This is a genomic window from Streptomyces lucensis JCM 4490 (assembly GCF_014650035.1).
Lineage (GTDB): Bacteria > Actinomycetota > Actinomycetes > Streptomycetales > Streptomycetaceae > Streptomyces > Streptomyces lucensis.
Map to the genome: position 1 here is coordinate 1 of NZ_BMUE01000011.1, position 16,687 is coordinate 16,687.

A 16,687-nucleotide genomic window follows, 5' to 3' on the forward strand; every position below is an offset into this window, starting at 1 on the left:
ACAAATATTGGGAAAACCCCCGCATCATCTGATGCGGGGGTTTTCTGCGTTCAGGGTCCGGAAACGTCGAGGTCCCGGATATCGGGGTGAGCGCCGTGGCAGGGGCGGCTACCGTGGCCGCATGACTACCCCGACCAGCGACGACTACATCGTCCGCGCCATACGCCCCGACGACTGGACCGCGGTGAAGCGGCTGCGCCTCGACGCGCTGCGGGACCCGGTGGCGCACCTTGCCTTCCTGGAGACGTACGAGGACGCCGCGGCCAAGCCGGACGCGTTCTGGCAGGAGCGTGCGATCGGTTCGGGGGAGAGGTCGGAGTCGGCTCGGCAGATCATCGCTGAGACACCGGACGGCACCTGGGCCGGCAGCGTCACCGTGCTCATCGAGGAGGCGGGCTCGGAGGACTGGGCCGGTTACCCGGTGGAACGACGGCAGGGGCACGTGGTGGGCGTCTTCGTGCGGCCCGAGCACCGCGGGAACGGGCTGATCAAGACCCTTTTCGACGCGGGTGTGACCTGGGCGTGGCAGCAGGGTGCCGAGCGGATCCGGCTCTTCGTGCACGCGGACAACACGCGGGCGCAGGGTGCCTACCGCAAGGTGGGCTTCGCGCCGAGCGGGGTGGCCGTGGCGTTCTCGAAGGACGAGGCCGAGTCGGAGCTGGAGTTCGTCCTGGAGCGGCCGCTCTAGACCGGGAGTTCCTGGTGGGGCCAGCGGGACCGGGCCTGCTCACGGGAGCGGAGCAGGGCGAGCGCCGGCAGGCCCTGCTCGGCTCCGCCGGTGAGGAGCGTCGGCAGCTCCGGGAACGGCGCGACGGCCGCGACGTCGTCCAGGACCAGGACGAGTGGTGGGTCGAGCCGACCGGAGGATGACCGTTCGGCCATGCGCCGGCCGCGCTCGACCACGCTGGAGACGAGGGCCGTCAGGAGCGGCATCGCGCCGGGGCTCGTCCTGGGGTCCTCGATGGATTCACCTACCACATAAAGCGTGCCCCCTTCGTGGACGAAGGAATCCAAGGCAAGGGCATCAGTTCGGTTTGGAGTGCAGGCTTCGCGGATGTTGACCGTGGACAGGGCGGACAGCGCACGGCCGGTCAGTTCCTGGGCCACTTCCCGGCGTTCGGGGTGTGCGGTGAGGGCTGCCTCGAGTTCGCCGGCGGCGCCGGGGGCTGCCTTGGCATGGGTGCGCAGGGTGCGTACGGCGTCCTGGACCTGTGTGCCCTGGGACCAGCGCTGGACGTGGCGGATGGTCCGGTTCTCCAGCGCGGCGGCGTGGAGGTAGCTCCGCAGGAGCGTTGTGGCCGTGTCGGCGACCGCCTGGTCGATCCTGGCCGTCGGCTGCACGGGGCTCAGCAGGGCGGTGGCCCTGTGCAGGGCCGTCTGCCTGTCCTCGCAGCCGCTGATGGGCGACCAGTGGAGGCGGCCGGGGGTGTCGCAGAGGTGCGTGGGGTCGTAGAGGAGCGTGGGGCCCAGTTTGGCCCGGGCGTCCTTCGTGTCCTGCCAGAGGGCGGGGTTCGAGGTGACGACGAGGGCGGGACCCTGGGCGTCCTGGACGGCCTGGACCGCGGTCGCGTGGCGGACCGCGGGCGGGGCGTAGTGCACGGCGCACGCGGCGCGGTCGCTCCCCCAGACCGCCGTCTGTCCACCGACCGGCTGGGCGGCCACGGGGTCCGCCGTCGCCATCTCCCTCTGCATGTGCTCCACCGGCTGCGGGGCCGGTTCCGTGCGCTGCCCGGGTACCTCGTGCACCTCGTGCTGTCGCACCGGTGCCGGACGCGGGCGCTCCGCGACCGGGGCCTTCTCCGTCCGTCGCGCGGCCTTCCCGGCCCTCCATCGCGCCACCGTGCCCATGACGAACACGGTGAGGACCAGGAGGACCATCAGCTGGCCGATGAACAGGCCCCAGAACAGGCCCCAGCCGGAGAGCTGGGGCGCGGGGGTGTCCGGCCAGGCGCCGGCGATGTCGTGCGGCCGGCCGACGAGATGGCGCATGGCGGGCGGGGTGCGGGTGAACGTGAGGCCGTCGGGCCAGGCGCCGTGGGCGAAGAGGGCCGCGAGACCCGTGGCCGTCCACACCATCACGGTCATGCCGAGGAGGAACGCGAGTATGCCGATCAGAAGGCCGTCGGGGATGCCGCCCTGGGCCTCCCGCCGGCCCTCACGGCGATCGTGGGCGTCCGGTCTCACGCTGTCCCCCCTACGCCACCGTCGATTCCGAGTCGCCCAGGTGCTGCTCCACGAAAGCCGCGGCGCGCTGCTCGGCCTCCAGTTCGGCGGCGCGCAGTGCGTCGTCGGCCGTGAGGTCGGCGGAGGACTCGGTCATCGCGCGGTCCGTGAAGACCAGTGGGCGTTCCGTCTCCGTGATCAGGTGTTTGACCACCTGCACGTTGCCGTTGACGTCCCAGACCGCGATGCCCGGCGTCAGGGTCGGGATGATCTCCACCGCCCACCTGGGCAGGCCCAGCACCCGGCCGGTGGCCCGTGCCTCGTCGGCCTTCTGGGCGTAGATGGTTCTGGTCGACGCCATCTTCAGGATCGCCGCCGCCTCCTTCGCCGCCGCCCCGTCGACCACGTCGGACAGGTGGTGGACGACCGCCACGAAGGACAGGCCCAACCGGCGCCCGAACTTCAGCAGCCGCTGGAACAGCTGCGCCACGAACGGGCTGTTGATGATGTGCCAGGCCTCTTCGACCAGGAAGATGCGCTTCTTGCGGTCGGGGCGGATCCAGGTGTGCTCCAGCCACACGCCGACGATCGCCATGAGGATGGGCATGGCGATGGAGTTGCGGTCGATGTGGGACAGGTCGAAGACGATCAGCGGCGCGTCCAGGTCGATGCCGACGGTCGTCGGGCCGTCGAACATGCCGCGCAGGTCACCGTCGACCAGCCGGTCCAGCACCAGCGCGACGTCGAGTCCCCAGGCCCGTACGTCGTCTATGGCGACGTTCATGGCCTCCGCCGACTCCGGCTCGGGGTGCCGTAGCTGCTCGACGATGTCGGACAGGACCGGCTGGCGGTCGACGATGCTCTCGTTGACGAAGGAGTGGGCGACCTTCAGGGCGAAGCCGGAGCGTTCGTCCAGGCCGTGGCCCATCGCCACCTCGATGATCGTGCGGAGCAGCGCCAGCTGGCCGGTCGTCGTGATCGACGGGTCCAGCGGGTTGAGCCGGATCCCGTGGTTCAGGGCGGCCGTCGGGTCCAGCCGGATCGGCGTGATCCCCAGCTCCTGCGCGATCAGGTTCCATTCGCCGACGCCGTCCTCGCCCTGGGCGTCCAGGACGACCACCTGGCGGTCCCTGAAGCGCAGCTGGCGCAGGACGTACGTCTTCTCCAGCGCCGACTTGCCGTTGCCGGACTCGCCGAGGACGAGCCAGTGCGGGGCCGGCAACTGCTGGCCGTACAGCTGGAAGGGGTCGTAGATGTAGCCCTTCCCGGAGTACACCTCCCGGCCGATGATGACGCCGGAGTCGCCGAGGCCGGGCGCGGCGGTGGGCAGGTAGACGGCCTGGGCCTGGCCCGTGGAGGTACGCACGGGAAGCCGGGTCGTCTCGACCTTCCCGAAGAGGAAGGAGGTGAAGGCGTCGGTGAGGACGGACAGCGGATCCCGCATCGGTGAATCAGCCCCTACCTTCGGATGCCGGTGGCGAAGGGAAGTGTGTTCACGAAGGCGCGGTGGTGCTCTCGGTCGCACCACTCCAGCTTGAGGTACGACTTGCCGGCGGAGGCCCTTATCGTGCGCTTGTCGCGGGCGAGTGCCTCCGGGGAGCGGGAGGAGACGGTGATGTAGCCGACCAGGTTGACGCCCGCCGCGCCGCTGGCGAGATCCTCGCCCCGCTGATCGAGGCGGTTGTGCGCGGCGATGTCCCGGGGGTCCACCGTCCGGTTCATCTTGGCGGCGCGGGACGCCTCGGCCTCGTCGTTGGTCTTCTCGGTCAGCATGCGTTCGATGGCCACCTCGGTGGGCTCGAGGTCCATCGTCACGGCGACCGTCCGGATGACGTCCGGGGTGTGGACGAGGAGGGGCGCCAGGAAGTTGACGCCGACCGGGGTCATGGGCCACTCCTTCACCCAGGCCGTCGCGTGGCACCAGGGGGCGCGGGTGGTGGACTCCCGGGTCTTGGCCTGGAGGTAGGTGGGCTCCATGGCGTCGAGCTCGGCGGGCCAGGCGTTGCGCCTGGTCATGGCCTGGATGTGGTCGATGGGGTGGTCCGGGTCGTACATGGAGTGGATCAGCGAGGACAGCCGGCCCTGCCCGAGCGGCTGCCGTACGCGGATGTCGGCCTCCTGCAGCCGTGAGCAGATGTCGGTCAGCTCGCGGGCCATGACGACGGCGAGCCCGGCGTCCCGGTCGACCTTGCCACCCTGGGCGCGCACGGCACGGGCCATGGCGTTCGCCTCGGCGGCCAGTTCGCGGTTGAAGTGCATGCAGGCGACGAGGTAGGCGCGGTGCTGCTCGCTGCTGGTGGACACCATGGACTGCAGCTGGTCGTACGAGCTGCGCAGCCAGTCGGGGGAGCGGGTGTCGCCGCGCAGGACGACGTCCTTGGCGTGGGCGTCCGGGTCGGCGGGCAGGGTGCGGGCGAGCATCTGCAGCCGGGTGACGAAGCCGTCCCCGTTGGCGACGTGCTTGAGCAGCGTGCCGAAGCGGTCGACCAGGGCCTCCTGGTCCTCGGAGTCGCGCAGGCCGACGCCGGGGCCCTCGATCTCGATGGCGGCGGTGACGGTCTTGCGGTCGGCGTGCAGCAGTACGGCGATCTCGTCGGGCCCGAAGGGAGCGGCGAGCCAGGTGATCCGTCCGATGCCCGGGGGCGGGCCGATCTCGATCTCCCGGCCGTCGAGACGGGTGCCCGCCTCCATGACGTTCGACCGGTAGACGGCGCCTCGCTTGACGGTGCGCTTGTAGCTGCGGTTGATCTCGAACCACTTGTAGAAGGTGCGGCGCTTGTAGGGCACGTAGACCGCGGCGAGCGCGAGCAGCGGGAAGCCCATCAGCAGCACGATCCGCAGTGACAGGACCGGGACGAGGAGGCCGCACATCATGCCGAGGAACGCGCCGGCGATGATCAGCGCGATCTCGCCGGACTCGCGGTTCCGGCCGACGATCGCGTTCGGCCTGGCGCGGCCGATCAGATACGTGCGGCGGGGCGTGACCGGATGGGACAGGTGGGACTCGGTCGTCAACGCCCTTCACCTCCCGAGCGGTTGTTACGGGCGTTGCTGGCGTGCGGGGTGTTGACCGTGCTGGCCGCGCGGGGCGCGGGAGCGGCGGACGGGACGGCTCCGCCGGTCCCGGTGGGGGTACGGCTGCTGTGGGCGGCGACGCCGCCGGTGGCGGGGTTGGCCGGGCGGGGTGCGCTGCCGCTCTGGCCTCCCGCGTTGCTGTCGGCGCGGGTGCTGTGGGTCTTGATGCCCTGGGCGACGAGGGTGGCGGGGGAGCTGATGACGGCGGCGGCCTTGCCTTCGGCGCCCTGCATGATGCGGTTGCTGCGGGAGCCGGCGAGTTCGTCGCCGAAACCGGGGACGAAGCGGTAGATCATCGCGCTGGCGAAGATGGCGAGCAGGATGATGGCGAGGCCGGAGACGACGGCGGAGAAGGCGTCGGGGCCGCTGTCGCCGGAGAGTGCTCCGGCGAGTCCGAGGACTATCACGATGACCGGCTTGACCAGGATGACGGCGATCATGATGCCGGCCCAGCGGCGGACGTGTCCCCACAGGTTCTTGTCGACCAGTCCGGCGTAGACGACGGTGCCGAGGAGGGCGCCGACGTAGAGCAGGGCGGCGCGGATGACCAGCTCCAGCCAGAGGATCCCGGCGGCGAGGATGCTGACCAGGGAGACGACGATCAGCATGATCGGTCCGCCGCCGATGTCGTTGCCCTTGCCGAGGGCGCCGGAGAAGGTGCCGAAGAACGTGTTCGTCTGGTCGCCGGTGGCCTTCGCGAGGACGTCGGTGACGCCGTCCGTGGCCGACACGACCGTGTAGAGGATCAGCGGGGTGAAGGCGGAGGCCAGCACGGTGAGCCACAGGAAGCCGATGGCTTCGGAGATGGCGGTGGTGAGGGGCACGCCGCGCACGGCTCGCTTGGCCACGGCCAGCAGCCACAGCAGCAGGGTGAGGACCGTCGACGCGGCGAACACGATGGCGTACTGCTGCAGGAACTTCGTGTTGGTGAAGTCGACGTTCGCGGTGTCCTTCACGGCGTCACTGAGCTTGGTGATGGTCCAGGAGGCGGCGTCGGCACAGCCCTTGGCGAGGGAGCCGAGGGGGTCGAGGGTGTCGGAGAGGGGGGAGTCGGGGGAGACGCCGGAGGAGCCGCCGCCGGAAGAGCCGTTGTCCTTTTCGCAGAAGTCCCGTGCGGCGCCGTGGATCAGGTCACAGGGGTCGTTGCTTTTGGCGGGCTTCGGGGTCGGGGCCGCGAACGCACGCGTGGCCATGAGGACCGCGGTGGTCTGAGTGGCCGTGACGGCTGCGGCCAGGCCGAGTACGCGTCGATTAGCGGGCATAAGTGAACCCTCCGTACTCGTTGACTGCCTTCGACATCTCATCGGCGCCAGCGGCCCTGTCGTCGCCGGGAACGGGCGCCGGGCCTTCCTTCTGCGAGTGCGTAATGATCTTCCAGTCGTTGGCGGCCCACTCCAATTTCATGGTGATGGTGAACCAGCTGTTGGTGACCGGGTTGGTGGACTTGTCGCCTGCGAGACCGAGGATGCCGCTGCACCAGACCTCGACCGTGGCAGCGTCGCTTGTGGCTGCTGTGACTTTGGTACCGATGGGGCTCGTTCGTGAGACGAACGTGTAGCCCTTTGGGGCCGAGCCGTCGTCATTCAGGCCGAGGCTTTTGTTGAAGGCCGCCGTGTAGGCCTTATCGAAGGCCGCTTCGGAGTCGGAGATCCCGGAGGGGGTGATGACGGCCTGCAGGATGGAGTCGCGCCCGGCCTTGTTGAACATCTCGGCCGACCCCAGCGCCACCGCGTAGTTCGCCGCCGCGCTCTGCGCTCCCTGTTCCGTGTGGGCGAAGCCTGAAGGGATCGTGCCCGTCTTCGTCTCCACCGGCTTCGTCCCGCTCGCCGCGGTCGTCGCCGCCTTCGGCCGGTCCCCCTTGTCCGCCGAGCCGTCGGCGGACGACTCGTCGCCGCGGTTCGCGAAGGCGATGGCGGCGATGAGCAGGACGACGACGCCGACGACGGTCACCAGGCTCCGGGAGGAGGAGCGGCGGCCGCCTCGGCGTGGGGCGCCACCGTAGGGGTCGTTCTCGGGCAGGCGGGTGCGGGTGTGGCCCGTGTCGTCGTAGCCGGTGTAGCCCTGCTCGTCTCCGGGACTCATGCCGTGTACGCCCCCTCCACCTCGTAGACATACGACGGTAGCCGTGCTGGTTCCCGCGCGGGCGCGGTGTGGTGACTCGACATCAGGGAAACGCAACCTCAGCCGGTGGGCACGACGGGTGGGTGGGGTGGAGGGGACAGCCGGGCGCGCCCGGGTGCGAAGGCGAGCGGAGAGGTCGTCAGACCGCCATGCCGTACACGATGGTGAACAGTGTGCCGAGGGAGCCGATGATGAAGACGCCGGTGAGACCGGCGATGATGAGGCCCTTGCCCTGTTCCGCGCTGAAGGTGTCGCGCAGGGCGGTCGCGCCGATCCGTTGCTTGGCCGCGCCCCATACCGCGATGCCGAGGCAGAGGAGGATGGCCACGGCCATGACCACCTCGATCATCACCTTGGCTTCGTTGCCCAGGCTGCCGAAGGGGCCCCAGTCCGGAGCGATCCCGCCGATGATGGTGTTGATGTCTCCCTTGTCGGCCGCAAAGAGCATGTAGTCACCGCCCCTGGTGGGTAGTTCCGCGAGTGCCCCTGCGGTGTGCAGAGGTCACTCCTCATTGTCGCCGACAACGTCGCCAACGTATGTCGACTTGACGTCATTGGCTGGCGGGTTTCGTACGAATGGCGCGTACGGTCACTCTGTGTATCACGCGAGGTCACGCCGGGCAACGAAGACGGCCCGAAACCCGGGGTGCGGTCCCGTCGTTGGCCATCTTCACGGCTTCGCCCGGTTTCTGACGACTGGTCGGGTGAGGCGCCGAGACGATGTTCTCACGGGTTCCGGTGGCCGCCCGGGGGTCAGCGGGGCTTGAGGCCGTGGAGCAGCAGGTGGACGTGTTCGTCCAGGCCGGCCAGGACCTCGTCCGCGTCCAGGGCGCAGCCGGCGATGAGTGCGGCGAGGCCGTGCAGGCTCGCGGCGGCGACCGTGGTGATGCGTTCGGGGTCGCCCTGGACGATCTCGCCCTGGTCCTGGGCGTCCGCGATCAGCCGGGTTATGGAGCCGAGGGACCGGTCCACGGCGCCGGCGAGCTGCGCGGAGCTCTCGGGATCGTGCTTGCGCGCGAACATCAGCTCCAGGAGTTCGGGGTTGTCGACGGCGAAGCCGAGGTAGGCGCGGGCGAGGGCGGTCATCCGCTCCTCGAAGGACTGGCCGGCGCGGAGGCCGGCCGCGGCCAGGGACTGGTTCATCCGCTCGTATCCGTCGAGCGCCAGGGCGTCGAGCAGGGACTGCTTGTCCTTGAAGTGCCGGCCCGGGGCGGCGTGGCTCACGCCGATGTCACGGGCCAGTTCGCGCAGCGAGAGGGCACCGGCCCCCTTCTCGCGCAGAGTGCGCTCGGCGCTCCTGAGCAGTTCCGCTCGCAGGTCTCCGTGGTGGTAGGGGCGGCTCGTGGACATGCGCGTCATCGTATCCCGATGTTGTCGACGCCAGCATTGTTGTCATTGACAGCATTGTTGGCGATGCCTACATTGGCGTCATGGCTGCTACGAGCGGACCGCGCGGCAGGCGCGGCAAGTGGAACGCGACCCACCTCCCCGACCTGACCGGCCGTACGGCCGTGATCACGGGCGCCAACAGCGGCCTCGGTCTCGTCACCGCCGGGGCCCTGGCCGGGGCCGGGGCGCACGTGGTGTTCGCCGTACGGGACCTCGCGCGGGGCGGCGCCGCCGCGGCGAGGGTGGACGGCAGTACCGAGGTGCGCCGCCTCGACCTCGCGGACCTGGACTCGGTGCGCGAGTTCGCCGCCGGCTGGGACCGCCCGCTGGACGTGCTGGTCAACAACGCGGGCGTGATGATGCTGCCCGAGCAGCGCACCGCGCAGGGCTTCGAGATGCAGTTCGGCACCAACCACCTCGGGCACTTCGCGCTCACCAACCTGCTCCTGCCGCACATCACGGACCGGGTGGTGACCGTCTCCTCCGGCCTGCACCGGGCCGGCGACGGAGTGATCGACTTCGCCGACGTGAACCTGACCGGGCGCTACTCCCCGACCCGCGCCTACGCCCAGTCCAAGCTGGCCAACCTGCTGTTCACGCTGGACCTCCAGCGCCGGCTGACCGAGGCCGGCTCCCCCGTGCGCGCGCTGGCGGCCCACCCTGGCTACGCGGCCACCAACCTCCAGAGCCACGCCGCGAACCCCTTCGCCCGCGCCTTCATGACCCTCGGCAACCGGTTCCTCGCCCAGGACGACAAGGGCGGCGCCCTGCCGACGCTGTACGCGGCGACCCAGGACCTCCCCGGCGCCTCCTACGTCGGCCCCGACGGCCTCGGCGAGATGCGGGGCGCACCGGCGCTGGTCGGCCGCAGTGCGGCGGCGAGCGATCCCGAGGCTGCGCGGCGGCTGTGGACGCTGTCGGAGGAGCTGACCGGGGTGACGTGGGGGCTCGCGCAGGCCGAGGCCGGCCGGCCTTGACGTGACCTCGCGGCGCCGCGGCGGCCGGGCCCCTGCCGACCGGCCCCGCCTCACTGGCCCGCATTGCCCTGGACCAGCGCGTTCACGTTCTTGTCGCCCTTCCTGGACCGGGTCTCCTTGGTCGTGACCTTCTTGGTGATCTTCGTGACGCGCCCGTCCGGGCCGAACTCCACGGACGTCTCGGTCGTCGTCTCCCTGGAGCTCGTTCGCCGGTGGTGATTGCCGCGCTCGTCGCCGTGGCGGTCGCCGTGGTGATGGGCGACGACCGCGGCGGAGCCGGTGTGCGAGGTCGCGGGGGCGGCGAACGCGCTGGTCGGCAGCAGCGCGCCGCCTGCGGCGAGGCCGGCCGTGGCGCCGAGCAGGGCGAGACGCTGGATGCGGGAAGTCTGGGCGATGCGAGCCATGACGGTTCTCCTTCGTTGCTCAATACGGCTGGGGACGACCGCCGGGCGGCCGCGTCCCTTCAGGGGCCTCTCGGTCGGGCCGCCTGATCTCGCTTGCTGCGATGTATCCAGTAGGCCCCGGGCCCGTGCGTCACGTCATGACACTGCAATTCGGGACTTGACGGACGGCCGCTGCCGTGTTGGGGGGCGGGAGGAGTCGTAGCCCCGGGTGGCGGGAAGCCGTTGTGGTGGACCGTCACCCGGACGGCCCAGTGCGACACGGGGTGTGGGAGGTGGGGCCGTGAAGCCGGGGCAACGGCTCGGGAACGTTTCGCAGGTGTGTGCGGCTCGTGGCGTGGAGGCGGTGGGCCGGGCGGCCCACTACGGTGAGCCCGAAGCCGATCGTGATCGCGGGACCCCGACCGCCGCACCCGTGAGCGCGTCCGGTGAGCGTCGAGGCCCAGGGGCCGCGGGAACGTTGCGCGGAGGAAGCGAGGCTCTGATGAAGCGCGACTCACGCCACCGGCCGGCCTCGCGTCCCGCCCTGCTGGGCGCCGTGGTGCTGCTCGCCCTCACCTCGGCGTCCGTGGCCGCCGCCGACGACGGGCCGGGGCCCCTCGGGGTCACCGCCGACGCGGTCGCCTCGCGGCAGAGCGCGCGGGTCGGCGCGCTGTTCCACGCGGACCGTGCGGACGACCTGGCAGGCGGGCACTTCTGCACCGCCTCGGTGGTGCACAGCCCGCGGCGCGACCTCGTCGTCACCGCCGCGCACTGCGTGGACGGTGTCGCCGGCGACCTGGTCTTCGTGCCGGGCTACCGGGAGGGGCGGGCGCCGTTCGGGGTGTGGAAGGTGACGCGCACCGTCCTGCCCGACGGGTGGGACGAGGACAGCGACGTCGCCTTCGCCGCCGTCGACGAGCGCGACGGCAGGCGGATCGAGGACGTGGTCGGGGGCAACCGGTTCACGCCCGGGGTCGCCACCGGGGCCACCGCGGTGACCGTCACCGGCTACCCGGACTCCCGCGAGGTGCCCATAAGGTGCACCGCGAAGCCGACCCGCTACAGCAACACTCAGCAGCGCATCGCCTGCCCCGACTTCACCGCCGGCACCAGCGGCAGCCCCTGGGTCAACGGCGACGGCCAGGTCGTCGGCGTCCTCGGCGGCCACGAGAAGGGCGGCTCCACCGACGACGTGTCGTACAGCGTGGTCCTGGGGAGCGAGGCGGAACGGCTGTACCGCGGTGCGGCGAGCGGGGCCTGAGGAAGCGTCACTTCCGCCGGTTCACCTGTGAAATGGCGCCACTTCACGTCCAAATGGCCTTGAACGACGCCCGCGTGGGGGAAAGTTGAACCGTGCGGAAGGTATGGGTGATCGGTGGGGCGGCCGTCGGGCTCGGCATGGGCTTCGTCATGCTGCTCGTCGTCGGGGTGTACGTCGTCGCCGGGAACCTCGTCAACGGGGTGACCACCGGCAGCCGCGGTCTCGCCAAGGGAGCCGTGCCGGCCGCCTACAAGCGGCTCGTGCAGGAGTGGGGCAACCTGTGCCCGGCGCTCAGCCCGGCGCTGCTCGCCGCCCAGCTGTACCAGGAGAGCGGCTGGAACCCGACCGTCGTCAGCCCGGCCGACGCACGCGGCATCGCCCAGTTCATCCCCGGCACCTGGGCGACGCACGGCATCGACGGCAACGGTGACGGCAAGCGCGACATCTGGGACCCGGCTGACGCGATCCCATCCGCCGCGTCGTACGACTGCGAACTCGCGAAGTACGTGAAGGACGTGCCGGGCAACGTCTCCGACAACATGCTCGCCGCCTACAACGCGGGCGCCTACCGCGTCATCCGGGCGGGCGGCGTCCCCGCCATCAGCGAGACGCAGGGCTATGTGAAGCGGATCCGCAGCCTGGAGAAGAGCTTCGCCGCCCCGGTCAAGCGGATCGATCCCACGCGGCAGGCCGCCGGTGCCATCGCCTTCGCGCAGAGCAAGCTCGGCACGCCCTACCTGTGGGGCGGCGACGGCACCGCCGACCAGGGTGGGCGCTTCGACTGCTCGGGTCTGACCAAGGCCGCTTACGAGAAGGTCGGCATCACCCTGCCCCGGGTCGCCAACGACCAGTACAACGCGGGGCCGCACCCCTCGCGGGACCAGTTGCTCCCCGGCGACCTCGTCTTCTTCTCCGACGACCTCACCGACTCGCGGGCCATCCGGCACGTGGGCATCTACGTCGGCGGCGGTTACATGATCGACGCGCCCCGGTCGGGCGCCGTCATCCGGTTCGACCCGGTCGACACACCGGACTACTTCGGGGCCACCCGGGTCACCGAAGATGGCGCAAAAGCGCTCCCCACGAAAGTGTGACCAAGCGTGAACCGGGCCCCTGAGCTGCGGAGACGTATCTCTCTTCGATAACGTCTGCGTGATCATTCAGTGGAGAGTGGAACGTATCAAGGGTGGGTGTGCGTTCCTGTTGACGTAGCCGAGCGGACGTCAGTGCGGGCAGTGCAGCGGAAGCGGATCTACGAACCACGGGGGGCAGGAGCGACGCACACCCGGTGCGTCCGGAAAGACGACGAAGGGGCCGCAGCACCATGGCTGTACTCGCCGAATCCGGATCGAACCCCGACGTCGACCTGCTCTACGACATCAACGGCCTGGCCAAGGACGCCCCGCACTGGTTCGACCGCGTCATGGAGTTCGTGGGCGAGTACGGCCTGCTGCTCGCGATGGTGCTGCTGGTCCTGTGGTGCTGGTCGACCGTGCGGCGCCGGGGCGGCGAGAGCGCGGCCCCCTCGGTGGCCGCGCTGGTATGGGCCCCGCTCGCGGCCGGCCTCGCGGTCCTGGTCAACGTGCCGATCCGCGGCTTCGTCGAGCGCCCCCGCCCCTTCGTCGACCACCGGAACCTGGACGTCCTGGTCTCCGGCAAGACCGACTACTCCTTCGTCAGCGACCACGCGACCATCACGATGGCGCTCGGGGTGGGGCTCTTCGTCGCCAACCGCCGCTTCGGCATCGCCGGCATCGGGCTGGCCCTGCTGGAGGGCTTCTGCCGGGTCTACATGGGCGTGCACTACCCGACGGACGTCATCGGCGGCTTCGCGCTGGGCACGGCGGTCGTGCTGCTCCTGTCGCCGCCGGCCACCGCGCTGCTCACGCCGCTGATGCGGGCGGTGGAGCGGTCGGCGCGGGCCGGGTGGATCGTGCGGCGCCGGCCGGCGGCGGGGAGCAGTGCCGTGCTGCCCGGCGCCCGTCAGCCGGTCGAGTCGGAGGAGCGGGATCTCGCGGCGTAGCCGATGCGGGGTGCGGCTGGGCGGGGTGGGTTCGGTCTGCCCGCGCCTGCGGGGATGCCGCTGCGCCCACCCGTGCCGCCCCAGCGGCACGCCCGCGGCTGGGGCGGTGCGACTGCCCGCGGCTCAGGCGGTGCGCGTGCCCGCGGCCGCCGCTCACACCCCCTGGGCGTAGGAGAAGAAGCGTGACGGGTCGTACTGCTTCTTCACCTTCGTCAGGCGGGTCGCCGCGTCGCCGTAGTAGGCCGTGCGCCAGTTCTTGAGCGTCGGATCCGTGTAGTTCTGGTACGCCGCGCCGGACGCGTACGGCTTCATGGCCCCGTGCGCGGCCGTCAGCCACGACTGTGCCGTACCGCCGGAGGCTCCCGCGCCCCAGGAGGCGATGTACTGGGCCAGCATTCGCGAGCGGCGGTGGACGAACGCCGTCGCGGTCGGCGAGACCCGGTTGACCGCGCCGCCGAGTGCCGTGAACGCGATGCTGCCCGCCCCGCCCCGCACCGACGCGATCTGCTTCAGCACGGTTTGGATGCCCGCCGCGGACAGCGAGCGGTCGAAGAAGTCGGAGCGGGCGGCGTAGGTCTCGCGGCCCAGCCTGCCCTGCGGGGAGCGGCCCGGAGTCGAGCCGGGCAGATGGCACTGGGCGTCGGTGGAGAAGGAGGAGCAGCCGGCGTAGATCTCCATCGCCTCCTCGTAGCCGTGGCGGCGCAGGGACACGGAGGCGGCGTTCGCGTGGGCCTGGTGGGCCAGGCGGTCCACGGCGTTCTGCAGCTCGCCGTAGGTGCCGAGGGAGAAGCAGGCCACGGAGACGGCCGGGGTGCGGCCCGGTGAGCACGACAGGTGCAGCGAGGACCAGATCTCGTCGGGCTGGCTCGGACCCCACTCCTGCCAGGCCTTGAGCACCGCGGCCGCCTTCGACCACGGCCACGTCATGTACGCGGTGACCGCCTGGGGTGCCGCGTGGGTCTTGAAGTGCAGCTCGGTGACGACGCCGAAGTTGCCGTTGCCGGCGCCGCGCAGCGCCCAGAACAGGTCGGAGTGCTGGTGCGCGTCGGCCGTCACCTGGGTGCCGTCGGCCGTGATGAGGGTGGCCTGGGTGAGGCTGTCGCAGGTCAGGCCGTAGGCGCGGGAGGCGACGCCGTGGCCGCCGCCGAGCACGAGGCCGGAGACGCCGACGGTGGGGCAGGAGCCCGCCGGTATCGTCACGCCCTTCGCGGCCAGCGCCCGGTAGACGTCGATCAGCTTCGAGCCGGCGCCCACGACCGCCTGCCCGCCGCTCACCCGGATCCGGTTCAGCTTGGACACGTCGACGATCAGGCGGTTGTCGCCGGAGGAGTAGCCGGCGTAGGAGTGACCGCCGTTGCGTATCGAGACCCGAATGCCGTGCGCGCGGGCGTACGCCAGGGTCGTGCGGATGTCGGCGGCGTGCGCGACGTAGGCCACGGCGGCGGGCTTCAGGCCGTCGAAGCGGGTGTTGTACAGCTGGTGGGCCGTCTTCCAGGACGCGTCGCCGGGCCGCAGCAGGGTGCCGTCCAGGTCACGGGCGAGGGCCGTCCAGTTCGCGGCCGCGTTGGCACTGGTGGTCTTCACGGTCGTCCAGGATGCCGAGCCGGACGGCTTACCGGTATGCGCCGGGGCGGAGTTGTCACCGCCCGCACCGCACGCGGTCAGTGCGGTCGTCGCCAGGGCGGCCGTGCCGCCCGAGATGAACGTACGCCGTTCCATGTCCGTCGCCTTTCCTCGGCTCTCCTGGAACGAGACGACGCCACGGGGCGGGGGGTTCCCCCGGACGGGTGAGGAACGGTGGACACGTGTGCGAGGAGCACGCCGGCGTGCACCGCGCGACCCGGTCGCCGGTATCTCCACGTGCCCTCCCCGTGAGCATTCCGTGACCTCACCGGGCCGACGGCAGGGGTTCACCCCTCGTTCACTTCCGGCCATCGGCGGCTTCACCTGTTCTGCCTAATTTCGGCCTTACCGGGTGCCCGGCGCGGCCTTGAGAAGCGCGCTCACGCACCTCTACGACCTCGCGCGCCGCCGACAGCGGCGGCTCCTGGAAGGAACTCCCGAAAGTGAAGCTTCAGCGCAAGAACCGGCTGCGCGCCCTCTCCCTCGGTGCGATCGCCGTCTCCGGCGCCCTGGCCCTGACGGCGTGCGGCTCGGACGACAACGGCGACGGCGGCAAGGCGTCGGGCGGCTCCTCCGCCGCGGCCAACAGCTCGATCAAGTGCGACGACGCCAAGGGTCAGCTGCTCGCAGACGGCTCCTCCGCGCAGAAGAACGCGATCGACGCCTGGGTCAAGCAGTTCTCGCAGGCCTGCAAGGTGCAGATCAACTACAAGGGCGCCGGCTCCGGTGCCGGTGTCACCTCCTTCAACCAGGGCCAGATCGCGTTCGCCGGTTCGGACTCCGCGCTGAAGCCCGAAGAGGTCACCGCATCCAAGAAGATCTGCTCCGGCGGCCAGGGCATCGACCTGCCCATGGTCGGCGGCCCGATCGCTCTCGGTTACAACGTCCCGGGTGTCGACAACCTCGTCCTGGACGCCCCGACGATCGCCAAGATCTTCGACAGCAAGATCACCAACTGGAACGACGCCGCGATCAAGAAGCTGAACCCGGGCGCGAAGCTCCCCGACCTGAAGATCCAGGCGTTCCACCGCTCCGAGGACTCCGGCACCACGGACAACTTCACCAAGTACCTGATCGCCACCACCCCGGACAACTGGAAGTACTCCGGCGGCAAGGCCTGGCAGGCCAAGGGCGGCCAGGCGGCGTCCGGCTCCGCCGGCGTGGCCCAGGGCGTCAAGCAGAACTCGGGCGCGATCGGCTACTTCGAGCTGTCCTACGCCAAGGACATCAGCACCGTCTCCATCGACACCGGCGCCAAGTCCCCGGTGAAGCCCTCCACCGCGTCCGCCACCGCCGACATCGCGGCCGCCAAGGTCGCCGGCACCGGCAAGGACCTGGCGCTGCAGCTCGACTACAAGACCAAGGCCGAGGGCGCCTATCCGATCACCCTGGTCACGTACGAGATCGTCTGCGACAAGGGCAACAAGGCGGGCACCCTGCCCGCCACCAAGGCCTTCCTGCGCTACATCGCCAGCGAGGACGGCCAGAAGGTCCTGACGGAGAACGACTACGCCCCGATCCCCGCCGAGATCATCGCGAAGGTCCGCACCACCATCGACGGCCTGAGCTGACCTGATCCGAGAGTGCGGCCCGGCGCCCCGCAGGGCCGGGCCGCACCGTCCGGTGCACCGCCGCCATGAGCCGTGACCCCACCCGGGAACCCGGCTCCGCA

15 protein-coding genes are annotated in these 16,687 nt (G+C 70.7%); 6 read left to right on the forward strand and 9 right to left on the reverse strand.

Annotated features, from left to right (window positions below; translation table 11 throughout):
- Window positions 1-121 precede the first annotated feature (121 nt).
- The gene (locus IE177_RS23365) at window positions 122-688 is read left to right on the forward strand and encodes a GNAT family N-acetyltransferase (protein WP_190017361.1); all 567 of its coding nucleotides are present in this window, start codon (window positions 122-124) and stop codon (window positions 686-688) included.
- On the opposite strand, the gene IE177_RS23370 is transcribed toward IE177_RS23365, so the two are convergent.
- The 7 genes from IE177_RS23370 to IE177_RS23400 form a co-directional block, all read right to left on the reverse strand.
- The gene (locus IE177_RS23370; RefSeq protein WP_190017362.1) at window positions 685-2,184 is read right to left on the reverse strand and encodes a type IV secretory system conjugative DNA transfer family protein; all 1,500 of its coding nucleotides are present in this window, start codon (window positions 2,182-2,184) and stop codon (window positions 685-687) included. The two genes, IE177_RS23365 and IE177_RS23370, sit on opposite strands and share 4 nt — an antisense overlap.
- A 10-nt stretch (window positions 2,185-2,194) precedes the next feature.
- On the reverse strand, window positions 2,195-3,607 hold the full coding sequence (locus IE177_RS23375) for an ATP-binding protein (RefSeq protein ID WP_190017363.1): 1,413 nt from the start codon (window positions 3,605-3,607) through the stop codon (window positions 2,195-2,197).
- 14 nt (window positions 3,608-3,621) lie between these two features.
- Window positions 3,622-5,178, reverse strand: coding sequence for an SCO6880 family protein (locus tag IE177_RS23380; RefSeq protein WP_190017364.1), 1,557 nt, complete (start codon window positions 5,176-5,178; stop codon window positions 3,622-3,624).
- Window positions 5,175-6,500, reverse strand: coding sequence for a hypothetical protein (locus IE177_RS23385; protein ID WP_190017365.1), 1,326 nt, complete (start codon window positions 6,498-6,500; stop codon window positions 5,175-5,177). Before IE177_RS23385 ends, IE177_RS23380 begins: the two co-directional genes overlap by 4 nt.
- Window positions 6,490-7,320 carry a DUF8175 domain-containg protein gene (locus IE177_RS23390; protein ID WP_190017366.1) on the reverse strand — a complete coding sequence of 277 codons (831 nt, stop codon included), beginning with the start codon at window positions 7,318-7,320 and terminating at the stop codon, window positions 6,490-6,492. Before IE177_RS23390 ends, IE177_RS23385 begins: the two co-directional genes overlap by 11 nt.
- 178 nt (window positions 7,321-7,498) lie before the next feature.
- Window positions 7,499-7,807 (reverse strand): DUF8827 family protein, encoded by a 309-nt coding sequence (locus tag IE177_RS23395; RefSeq protein WP_014673544.1) that lies wholly within the window; start codon window positions 7,805-7,807, stop codon window positions 7,499-7,501.
- A gap of 305 nt (window positions 7,808-8,112) precedes the next feature.
- Window positions 8,113-8,718 carry a TetR/AcrR family transcriptional regulator gene (locus IE177_RS23400; RefSeq protein WP_190017367.1) on the reverse strand — a complete coding sequence of 202 codons (606 nt, stop codon included), beginning with the start codon at window positions 8,716-8,718 and terminating at the stop codon, window positions 8,113-8,115.
- A gap of 71 nt (window positions 8,719-8,789) precedes the next feature.
- On the opposite strand from IE177_RS23400, the gene IE177_RS23405 reads away from it, so the two are divergent.
- On the forward strand, window positions 8,790-9,725 hold the full coding sequence (locus tag IE177_RS23405; protein ID WP_190017368.1) for an oxidoreductase: 936 nt from the start codon (window positions 8,790-8,792) through the stop codon (window positions 9,723-9,725).
- A 50-nt stretch (window positions 9,726-9,775) separates the two neighbouring features.
- On the opposite strand, the gene IE177_RS23410 is transcribed toward IE177_RS23405, so the two are convergent.
- Complete coding sequence (locus IE177_RS23410; protein WP_190017369.1) at window positions 9,776-10,129, reverse strand: hypothetical protein; 354 nt, start codon at window positions 10,127-10,129, stop codon at window positions 9,776-9,778.
- A 481-nt stretch (window positions 10,130-10,610) separates the two neighbouring features.
- On the opposite strand from IE177_RS23410, the gene IE177_RS23415 reads away from it, so the two are divergent.
- The 3 genes from IE177_RS23415 to IE177_RS23425 all read left to right on the forward strand — a co-directional run bounded on the left by IE177_RS23415 (window position 10,611) and on the right by IE177_RS23425 (window position 13,392).
- Window positions 10,611-11,369, forward strand: a complete 759-nt coding sequence (locus tag IE177_RS23415) for a trypsin-like serine peptidase (protein ID WP_190017370.1) — start codon at window positions 10,611-10,613, stop codon at window positions 11,367-11,369.
- Window positions 11,370-11,461: 92 nt separating this feature from the next.
- Window positions 11,462-12,463 (forward strand): C40 family peptidase, encoded by a 1,002-nt coding sequence (locus IE177_RS23420; RefSeq protein ID WP_190017371.1) that lies wholly within the window; start codon window positions 11,462-11,464, stop codon window positions 12,461-12,463.
- Between the two features lie 230 nt (window positions 12,464-12,693).
- Window positions 12,694-13,392 carry a phosphatase PAP2 family protein gene (locus tag IE177_RS23425; RefSeq protein WP_190017372.1) on the forward strand — a complete coding sequence of 233 codons (699 nt, stop codon included), beginning with the start codon at window positions 12,694-12,696 and terminating at the stop codon, window positions 13,390-13,392.
- 153 nt (window positions 13,393-13,545) lie between these two features.
- Here the strand turns inward: IE177_RS23425 and IE177_RS23430 are convergent, their stop codons facing one another.
- Complete coding sequence (locus IE177_RS23430; protein ID WP_190017373.1) at window positions 13,546-15,111, reverse strand: FAD-binding oxidoreductase; 1,566 nt, start codon at window positions 15,109-15,111, stop codon at window positions 13,546-13,548.
- Between the two features lie 347 nt (window positions 15,112-15,458).
- Here IE177_RS23430 and pstS point away from each other — a divergent pair, with 347 nt between their 5' ends.
- Entirely contained in the window at window positions 15,459-16,586 is a 1,128-nt protein-coding gene (gene pstS / locus IE177_RS23435) for a phosphate ABC transporter substrate-binding protein PstS (protein ID WP_190017374.1), read from the forward strand.
- Window positions 16,587-16,687: the final 101 nt, after the last annotated feature.